The sequence below is a fragment of the Flavobacterium sp. genome (genome assembly GCF_035456085.1).
Taxonomy (GTDB): Bacteria; Bacteroidota; Bacteroidia; order Flavobacteriales; family Flavobacteriaceae; genus Flavobacterium.
Genome location: NZ_DATIDY010000008.1, coordinates 31,241 through 41,459 on the forward strand (window position 1 = coordinate 31,241; position 10,219 = coordinate 41,459).

6 protein-coding genes are annotated in these 10,219 nt (G+C 32.4%); all 6 read right to left on the bottom strand.

Features of this window, described 5'->3' with window-relative positions:
* Positions 1 to 23: 23 nt before the first annotated feature.
* Entirely contained in the window at positions 24 to 356 is a 333-nt protein-coding gene (locus VLC96_RS00615) for a hypothetical protein (RefSeq protein ID WP_325260036.1), read from the bottom strand.
* Positions 357 to 532: 176 nt separating this feature from the next.
* Entirely contained in the window at positions 533 to 2,767 is a 2,235-nt protein-coding gene (locus VLC96_RS00620) for an OmpA family protein (RefSeq protein ID WP_325260038.1), read from the bottom strand.
* 10 nt (positions 2,768 to 2,777) lie between these two features.
* Positions 2,778 to 3,716: a PorP/SprF family type IX secretion system membrane protein gene (locus tag VLC96_RS00625; RefSeq protein ID WP_325260039.1), complete on the bottom strand. Its 939-nt coding sequence runs from the start codon at positions 3,714 to 3,716 to the stop codon at positions 2,778 to 2,780.
* A 27-nt stretch (positions 3,717 to 3,743) separates the two neighbouring features.
* Entirely contained in the window at positions 3,744 to 7,535 is a 3,792-nt protein-coding gene (locus VLC96_RS00630; protein WP_325260041.1) for a T9SS type B sorting domain-containing protein, read from the bottom strand.
* Positions 7,536 to 7,893: 358 nt separating this feature from the next.
* The gene (gene rpsA / locus VLC96_RS00635; RefSeq protein WP_325260043.1) at positions 7,894 to 9,672 is read right to left on the bottom strand and encodes a 30S ribosomal protein S1; all 1,779 of its coding nucleotides are present in this window, start codon (positions 9,670 to 9,672) and stop codon (positions 7,894 to 7,896) included.
* A 337-nt stretch (positions 9,673 to 10,009) separates the two neighbouring features.
* Positions 10,010 to 10,219 (bottom strand): hypothetical protein (locus tag VLC96_RS00640; protein ID WP_325260045.1); only part of this gene is annotated, 210 nt, incomplete at its 5' end.

A 10,219-nucleotide genomic window follows, 5' to 3' on the forward strand; every position in this document is an offset into this window, starting at 1 on the left:
AAATTATTTTATAACTATTATTTTTAGAATTCATCATTCTGATCGGATTGATTTTCATACTCGTTATTATCTTTTTGGGTAAGTTCATCAATAACGACATTTCCGTTTTTAACAATTGGATCGTCCTCTATGTCATTTTCCTCTTCATTTTTGTTTTGCTCATGCTGAAATTCTTTTTCTAATAATTTTTCAGTATAGCCAGTATTTGAATTGTTTTGATCATCAGTATAATTACTATCTGTGTGTTCAATTTCAGAATCCAATTCAGGAGTATTTTTAGGTTGATCTTGAGAATTATTTTGTGCTTCCTCAACATCACTTTTTAGGTTTTGATATTCATCTCTTTCTGTGTCCATCGTGTTAGTTTTTATGTGTTCATTCTTTATTGAATGTTTACAAAGTTGTATAATTCTGTAATTAAATACATTACATAAATTTCCGAAATTGTTACACGATTTTAATAGTAAAAAAAAAGGGTTTTGACTTTTAAAGTCAAAACCCTGTAATATGTAATATGGCGTTTAATTATTTTTTATAAATCTTTAATCACAAATTCACTTCTTCTATTTAATTCGTGTTGTTCTTCATCACAAGAATCTTCTGGGATACATTTTATTATTGGAACTGATTCTCCATATCCTTTAGCAATGATTCTATTTTTAGAAATTCCTTGTTCTAAAATATAATCCCGTGTAGCATCAGCTCTATTTTGAGAAAGATTCAAATTAAATTTTAAATTACCACGATTATCAGTATGAGAGCCGATCTCAACTACCATTTCCGGATACTTATTCATTAACTCGACCACACGATTTAGTATTTTTTTGGATTCTTTTCGAATATACCACATGTTGTAATCAAAGTAAATAGGATCCGTTTTAATGATTAATCGGTCTTTGTCTCTTATTACATCTTTTTCGGCAGCAATAATAGCAGCAGTTCTTTCTTTTTTCTTAGCAGCGGCAAATTCTTTTTGCTTTTTATCAGCTTCCAATTTATCTTTTTTCATTTGCTGTATGGCTGCAATTTCTGCCAATTTTTTGGCTTCAAGAGCAATTGCATCGTCTTTTTTCTTTTGCTTAAGAGCATTAGCTTCGGCAATTTTTTGTTCTTTCAAAGCAATAGCATCAGCTTTTCTTTTTTGTTCAAGAGCAACTAATTCGGCAGCTTTTAGTTTTTCAGCAGCTAATTGTTCTTCTTTTTTAATTATATCTTGAGATCTGATTTCCATTGAACCATCATTGATTTTATTTCTTTCTCCAGAAATAGTTAATGATTTTGAATTCTCAGTATAATTTTCTTTAGTTACGAATAAGGAATATTTGGATTCACATTCAATTGTAAAACTGAATTTTCCTTCAGCTGTAGTTGTTACTTTTTCGAGTTCTTGATTACCGCTATCTTTTAAAATAACGATCGCATTTTCTAAAGCAAGATGTGAATCAACATCAGAAATAACACCTGCGATATATTGTTTGCAATCTTCAATGATTAAATCTTTGGTTTCTTTGAATGAATAAATATCATCTTTTCCTTTTCCTCCGGGTCTGTCTGAAGAGAAAAAACCTTCTTTGCTGTTAGAGTTTATATAAAATGCAAAATCATCATAGCCTGAATTTACAGGAAGTCCAACATTTGAAGCTTTTGAAAAGGCGTTATTTTGAATATTGGAAACAAAAATGTCCAAAGCGCCGAAACCTTCTCTTCCATTAGAAGAAAAATATAATTTGTTATCTTCAGAAATAAACGGGAATTGTTCTCTTTTTTGAGTATTAATATTTTCGCCCAAATTGGTAGGAACTCCATAAGTTGAGCCATCAATAGTAACACTGAAAATGTCCAATGAACCCAAAGTTCCAGGCATATCAGAAGCAAAATATAATGTTTTTTCATCTGGACTTAATGCAGGATGTTCTACAGAATAATCGGGACTGTTAAAAGGTAATGAAACAATATTTGTCCATTTATTGTCTACCAATTCAGCTTTAAAAATCTGAATATTTGAAATCTTGTCTGCATTTTTACCTCTCCTTCCATTTGTAGAATTATTTCGTGTAAAATACATTGTTTTGCCATCTTTTGTAAAAATAGCATTCGACTCATGCATTGGGGATTTCAAATCTTTTGAAAAATAGGAAATAACAGAATCTTTTGCATTTACATTTTTTAATGGAATACTAACTAAATTTAGGTAGCTTTCATTGTTCCATTTATAAGTTTTATCAAACAGATTTGGTTTCTTTTTAACAGCTGCAAATATCAGAGCATCATTAAGAACAACACCTCCAAACTCAGAATTTGGTGTATTCAAAGTCAAGTTTTTGATATCAAATCTTTCACCTACAGCAGTAACATTGTTCAAAATTTTAATGTCTTTGTCTAATTTTTCTATTGCTACACTATTATTGGAAGCCTGATAATAATTTCGTAAAACCGTATTGGCTTCAGTATATTTTTCTTTAGCTTTCAGTGTTTGTGCATATCTAAAATAAAAATCTTCATCAAGTGCTGCGTTTTTATTTTGGATTAAAAGAGAATATTGTGCCTGGGCTTTATCATATTGATTGGTATAATAATAACAATCTCCCAAATTTTTAATTATATCTATGTTTTGATTTTTTAAACTAATTTTTTCATACAAAGGAATAGCTTCACTATAATATGTCTTAGCAAACAAACGATTTGCTCTTTGCAAATCCTGTGGTTGTTGTTGAGCTTGTGCAAACTGAATTGTAAATACAAGTAGGAGTATATATATTCTTTTCATTTTTACTTTTTTAGAAGAATCTAGGTGATTTATCATATCCTTTGCCCAATAAATTCAAATTATACAATAGTACAATTTCGTGTGAACCCGAATTAAATTGGCTTAGATTAGAAATAGTATAATCATATGAATAGCCAATTCTTAAACCTGTGGTTACGTTTATATTCATAAGTACACTAATAGCATCACCAAATCGGTAAGCAGCTCCTAATTCGAACTTTTCATTGTACAATACATTTGCAGTTAAATCCACTGAAACTGGAGCCCCTTCAACAAATATTGCCATAGCAGCAGGTTTAATTTTGAATGATTGATTAACATCAAACACATAACCTCCAGTTAAATAACCGTGAACAGTTCGTTTACCAAAAGCATTTATTCCACTTCCGGATGCACCAGAATGTTCTGATTTAAGTAAGTTTGGAACTGACATTCCAACATAATAATTATCGGTAAAATAATATGCTCCTACTCCAATATTTGGAACAGTTTCATTGACATTTTCGGAAAATGCTAAATCTGTAGACACATCGCCACTATTTAATTGAAAGCCATTGAAATTTGTACTTATATTTGAAAATCCAGCTTTCAGACCAAATGAAAGTTTTTGTGTTTCATTCAATTGAAGAATATATGCAAAGTCAGCAAAAACGTTTGTTTCTTTTTTGGCACCATCACCAATATCATCGGAAACCAACGAAATTCCTGTTTCTATCTTGTCATTAATAGGTGTATGCGCGAATAATGTCATTGTTTTTGGTGCACCTTTAATTCCAGCCCATTGGTAGCGATACAAACTTCCTAAGTTTAAAATTGTTGGTGTACCTGTTGCATAAGCTGGGTTTATTACACTCATATTGCTCATGTACTGTGTAAAATGTGGCTCTTGCTGAGCGGTTGCCTTTAGTATGGAAAGGAAAAAAAACACAAAAAGTATTGATTTTTTCATTAGAATTAATTTAGAAGTAAAAAATGATTATCGATTTAAATAAAGCTGTCCTTGTCTTGGTTTGAAATTGTCTTTATTGTAATTGATAATATAAAAATACACTCCTGAAGGTGCATCACCATTGATGAAATTAGAATTGGAATTTTTCCCATCCCAATCAGGTTTGTTAATATTTCCTTTGAACAAAATATTCCCATATCTATTAAATATTTCTAAACTAAAGTTTGGAAATAAAAACTCGATATCATTAATTTTAAAAGTATCATTCACCCCATCACCATTTGGAGAAAAAGCATCAGGAATAAATAATCCATCAGGGGTTACATTACAAGTTGTTAAGGTTACGGTTGCTTCTAATGGAGGCGAAATACATTTTGTTATAGGATTATAATCAATTCCGTAATAAGATGTTCCTTCAGTAAGGAAATCGGTATTGACAAGTGCTGTTCCATTAGTAGGTGAATTATACCAAGTTAAATTTCCAGTATAATTCGTGTTGCTTGATAAATTTTGTATTGTTGGTTTATCTGCTCCACAAAAATCTTGTCCGTTTGATTTTAATGATGGTGTTGGAACACTATTAATTACTATCGAAACAGTTGTTGCATTTGATTCACAACCTGTAGTAAGATTCGTTTCTCTAAGGTAATAATTTCCTGTAACTAAGATTGTATTTGCTGGTAATGCCGTTGTACTATTAGCTGAATCATACCATTTATATTGTGATCCATTTGGAATCAGATTAGCTACAGTTGCTAAGTTTTCTACACAAAACTCCTGATTATTTGCAATTGGATTATTTGGAATTGGTAGTATTGAAAAGTTTTTAGAAACAGAATTTACAACTGTAGAACAACTCGTTATTGAGTTAGTCAAATTTGTTATAAATATTGTATTTGAACCTGTAATAGCAAGCTCAGAACCTGGTATTACAAAACTTGTACTTCCCCCTATTACAACCAATGAAACAGTTTGTGATGTAACCGTGTTTGCTCCAGATACAGCGTAACTTAGCGATATATTTGTTAAAGTTCCTAGCCCAGAAACAGTAACATTTAAAGGTTGCTTTGGGCAACTGTCATTGATACTAAGTGTCATTGCTGTAGCATTTGGAGGAGAATTTATTGTAAAATCAACATTTTTATTCATAGGCAACGGACAACCATTAACAGTATTTGTTATATCTATCATAGTAAAAGTCGTTAGTCCGGAATTTGGCATGTCACTTGCAGGAATGGTAAAACTAGCTTTTCCACTATTAGCAATTAATGAAATGGTTTTAGAAGGAACAGCATTTGCTCCAGTTAATCCAAAATTGATGTTAATTGTTGTCAAAGTTCCTAATCCTGATAATTGAACAGTTGCATCCTGACCTTGACAAACATTATTAATTGTAATTGCTAAATTAGAAATATCTGGCAAAGGCTTTGTTATAAAAGCTGTACTTAGATTTACCGTATTCGAACAGTTGGTCACTGGATTTGTAATATTAGTAATTGTGACTGTAGTTGAACCTGCATTTAAAATTAGATTTCCTGGAATTGAAAATAACCCCACTCCATTGTTAACAGCAACTACTGCTACGATTGCTATACCAGTATTAGCACCACTCAAATTATAAAGAATATTATAATTTCCATCGGTAAGGTTTGAATTATCCAATGAAACAGTGACAGTATTAGATTGACAACCTGAAGTAATTGCTAAACTCGCACTATTTATTTGAGGCGTTGGATTAATGGTAACATTTACCATTTTTAGCCCTGATCCACAGCCTGTATTATGATTTACTTCTTTTACATAATAAGAAGCCGATTGTAAAGGAGTTGTGCTAACTAATGGCACTGTACTGATAGCTGAATCAAACCATTGATACTGATTTCCTTGTGGCAATAAATTAGCAACTGCTGCATTATCAGCTGTACAAAAAGATTGATCTATAGCAACAGGAATATTTGGTATTGGGTTTACTGTAAAGTTGGCTATTTTATTAGTTGCAATAGAACAGCCTGTCAAAAGATTGGTGACATTCGTAATAGTAAATATCGTCAGTCCCAAATTAGGAATATCAGTCGCGAGAATATCAAAACTTACTGCACCTGAAACTACTGCCAATGGAATTGTTTGAGATGGCCTATTATTAAGTCCCGAAATATTGTAAGTTATTTCAATAGAGCTTAAAGTACCTAATCCAGTTAATTTAACCGTTGCTGGCTGACCTTGACATACTTGTTTTATGTCAACTTTCAAATTGGACACATCAAGTAACGGATTTATTGTAAAAGATGCGCTAAGTGTTGATGCATTGGTACAACCAGAATTAGAATTAGTAATTCTTGTTATCGCAATTGTGGTTGGCCCTACATTTGGAATTAAAGTCTTTGGAATTGAAAAATTACCTTGCCCCCCAGCAATACTTAGAACAGCTGGCACTGAAGTTGCTCTATTACTCCCTCTTATATTATAAAGAATATCATAATCTCCATCAGTCAGATTTGATATCCCTGAAAAAGAAACCATTGCATCATTGGATTGGCAAATTGGATCTTCTACACTAAGTGTCGCATTATTGATTTTAGGAATTGGATCAATGGACAAAACAGCGTTGGCTGTTGTACTCATAATATTAGAACAAGCACCAGAGCTTGATGCTATTCTAAAATTTACAATCGAAATAGTATAATTACCTGCAGTTTGAAAATTGCTTGGAGGGATAGTAAATCCCGTTAATTTCCCATTAGTGCAATTTACAATAGCTTGCTTTGGTAATCCAGCACCATTAATTGTATAGGTAATTTCATAACTGCCATCAGGTATGTTTTGAGAACCTTTTGTAAATGTGGCAGTATAAGTGGTTATAGGCATTACATCTTCACAAATAGTATTAGGGCTTATTGCAAGAGTTGCTCCAGTTAAGTCAAGCAACTCCTCAATTTTAATCGTAACTATAGTAGTAGCTTCCGGTAAGCAGATTTCATATTCAGGAATAACTGTATACCTGAAACTATAACTTCCTGCTCCTTTAGTATTATATATGTTTTGAACATTTACAGCATTATCCAAAGGTGATGTAATTTCTGAAGTGCCACTCAATTCTGTCCATTTGCCTCCTGGGTCTTCATTAGATAATAAATTATTTAAATTAAAATTAGTATACCCAATTAAATTGTTTGAACAAACATTTAAATCTGTGGGACTTCCAGATTTAGGGTAAGGCACTATAAGTACTCGAATTGTTGAAGAAACTTGTGGACAAGTTCCTATTGCATCAACAGTATAAGTGTAAGAATAATTAATACCAGTCGGCGGAATTGTAGCATTAAGAATTCCGTTATATATATCTACTCCTCCAGAGGGAGTATCATCGTGCCAAAGACCACCTTTTTGAGGAAGAACAAATGCTCCATTAAATGCTTGAAATAAACTGAATTGTGTATCATCACTACATGCATTAGCGGCCTGTGGAATACCAGTATATCCTCCTATAGTAATTGTTATTGTTGCACTATCGGTGCATCCATTTATATTATTTAAGGAATAGGTATAATGATATGTACCGCTTTGTCTGATTTTTTGTGCATTCAAAATACCGCTTGCAGTATCTAAACCACCCGAAGAGTTATCATCATTCCATGTACCTCCTGCAGTATGAGGACCTAAAAATGAAGCTAAATTAATTGATTGGCTAGATGTCGCCGAAATATTACAGACATCAGGAACTGTATTGTCATTACCTGCACACTGAGCATTACTATCAATCGAGCAGAAAAAAAGAATCGCCAATACAAAATAAGTAGGAAAATGTAATTTTTGAACCATAAACTATGTTTGAAATTATTCAAAAGTAATCATTTTCCAACAAATATGTATTTTTATTACAAATAAATTGTTAAAACAGACAATTGTCTGAATTCACAAAATTTTTTGCATATAAAACCCCAATACGTCGGGCTTTCTATATTAAAAAAATTAGCATCCGGAAAATTAATAACCTTCGCTCTTAAACAATTATAAAAACAAAGACCAAAAAAAAAGTAGATTTTTTCATAAGTAAATATTTAAGCAGTAAATCTAAGTCTTTGAATTTAATAAACAATTTTTCTTATTAAATATATACAAGATGGCATAAAAAAGCCCCGCAATTTGCGGGGCTTCCTATATTTAAAAAATCTAAGAATTATTTTTTCTCTGATTTTTCCATTTTAGCTTTTAAAGCAGCTAATACATCATTATTATCTCCTAAAGTAGCAGCTGGTGCGTTAGTAGTAGATGCAGACGCAGTAGTTTCAGCAGCAGCTTTCACGTTTTTCTCTTCTTCTTCACGGAAGATTGCAGTGTGAGAAGCAACTACTCTTTTGAATTCTTTGTTGAATTCAATTACTTTGAAATCAGCAGTATCTCCTTTTTTCAATTTTTTACCGTCTTCTTTTTCAAGGTGACGAGTTGGAATGAAAGCAACGATATCTTCACCGAATTCTACAGTAGCTCCTTTGTCAACGATTTCAGAGATTTCACCTGAGTGGATAGTTCCAACTGCGAATGAATCTTCATATTGATCCCAAGGATTAGAAGTAGTTTGTTTGTGACCTAAAGATAATTTACGTCCTTCAACATCTAATTCTAATACAACTACTTCAAGTTTTTCACCAACATTTACAAATTCAGATGGGTGTTTAATTTTCTTAGTCCAAGAAAGGTCAGAAATGTAGATTAATCCATCAATTCCTTCTTCTAATTCTACGAAAATACCAAAGTTTGTAAAGTTTCTAACGATACCTGTGTGTTTAGAACCTACTGGGTATTTAGAAGTGATATCAGTCCATGGATCTTGAGTCAATTGTTTGATACCTAATGACATTTTACGGTCATCTCTATCTAAAGTTAAGATAACAGCCTCAACAACATCTCCAACTTTTACGAAATCCTGAGCAGAACGTAAGTGAGTTGACCATGACATTTCAGAAACGTGGATTAAACCTTCAACACCTTCAGCAACTTCGATAAATGCACCGTAATCAGCGATTACAACTACTTTACCTTGTACTTTGTCTCCAATTGCTAAATCAGCATTAAGAGCATCCCATGGGTGAGCGTTTAATTGTTTCAATCCTAATTGAATTCTTGTTTTCTCATCATCGAAATCAAGGATTACAACATTTAATTTTTGGTCTAATTCAAGAACTTCACTTGGGTGGTTGATTCTACTCCAAGAAAGGTCAGTAATGTGAATTAATCCATCAACACCACCTAAGTCAATGAACACACCATAAGAAGTAATGTTTTTAACAACACCTTCTAATACTTGTCCTTTTTGTAATTGACCGATGATTTCTTTTTTCTGTACTTCAATGTCAGCCTCGATAAGAGCTTTGTGAGATACAACAACGTTTTTGAATTCGTGGTTGATTTTCACAACTTTGAATTCCATCATTTTGTTTACGTAAACATCGTAATCTCTAATTGGCTTAACATCAATTTGAGATCCTGGCAAGAAAGCCTCGATTCCGAAAACGTCAACGATCATACCACCTTTAGTTCTGCATTTTACAAAACCATTAACGATTTCACCTGTTTCGTTTGCAGCAATAACTCTATCCCATGATTTGATAGTACGTGCTTTTCTGTGTGATAATACTAGTTGACCTGTTTTGTCCTCACGGATGTCAATTAATACTTCAACTTTGTCACCTACTTTTAAGTTTGGGTTATAACGGAATTCGTTTAATGAAATAACACCTTCCGATTTTGCGTTGATATCAACGATAACGTCTCTATCTGTAATTCTCACAACTACTCCTTCTACTACTTCTTCTTGGTCAGTAGCGATAAAAGTTTTTGATACTAGTTCTTCGAATTCCAACAAGTTTTTCTCATCTACTGCATCGATACCTTCTTCAAAGTTATGCCAGTTGAAATTTGCTAAAAACTCTTCTTGTGATTTTAATTGTTCAGACATGCTGATAAAAAATTTGTATTCTGTTTTTTCTTGAGTTCCTCCATGCGAAAGAAAAATACAGAAGTTGTTTTACTTTAATTATTTGATACCTAAAGGAAACTCTTATCCGTCAAAAGGTGTGCAAAATTAATTCTTTTTTCCGAAACTGCAAAACAAAACAGACATGATTCTCAGTCTATTATTCAGGAGCACAGGATTTCGTCTTTTTCAGGAAGTACAGTCCCGCTTTTCACTACAATCTTATAAGCCGAACACCGGCTTATAAGGATTTTTGTTTCACACGAGCGAAGCGAACTGGCGAAGCAATCGGGGCTAGTGATGGTATTTTAGTGATTTTTTAATTCAAATCTTTCCAATCGTCATCAGTACTTAATCTCCAGTTAATTTTTTCTTCAATTACATCACCAACTAATTCAATTTTATAATTTATACTATAGCTGTTTTTTTCAAGAATTTTAAATTTGATAACTTTTTGAAGTTTTAGATGTTCGTCAACTGAATCTGGATGAAAAGCGATATTGCATTTAATTTTACTAGATTGCACGCT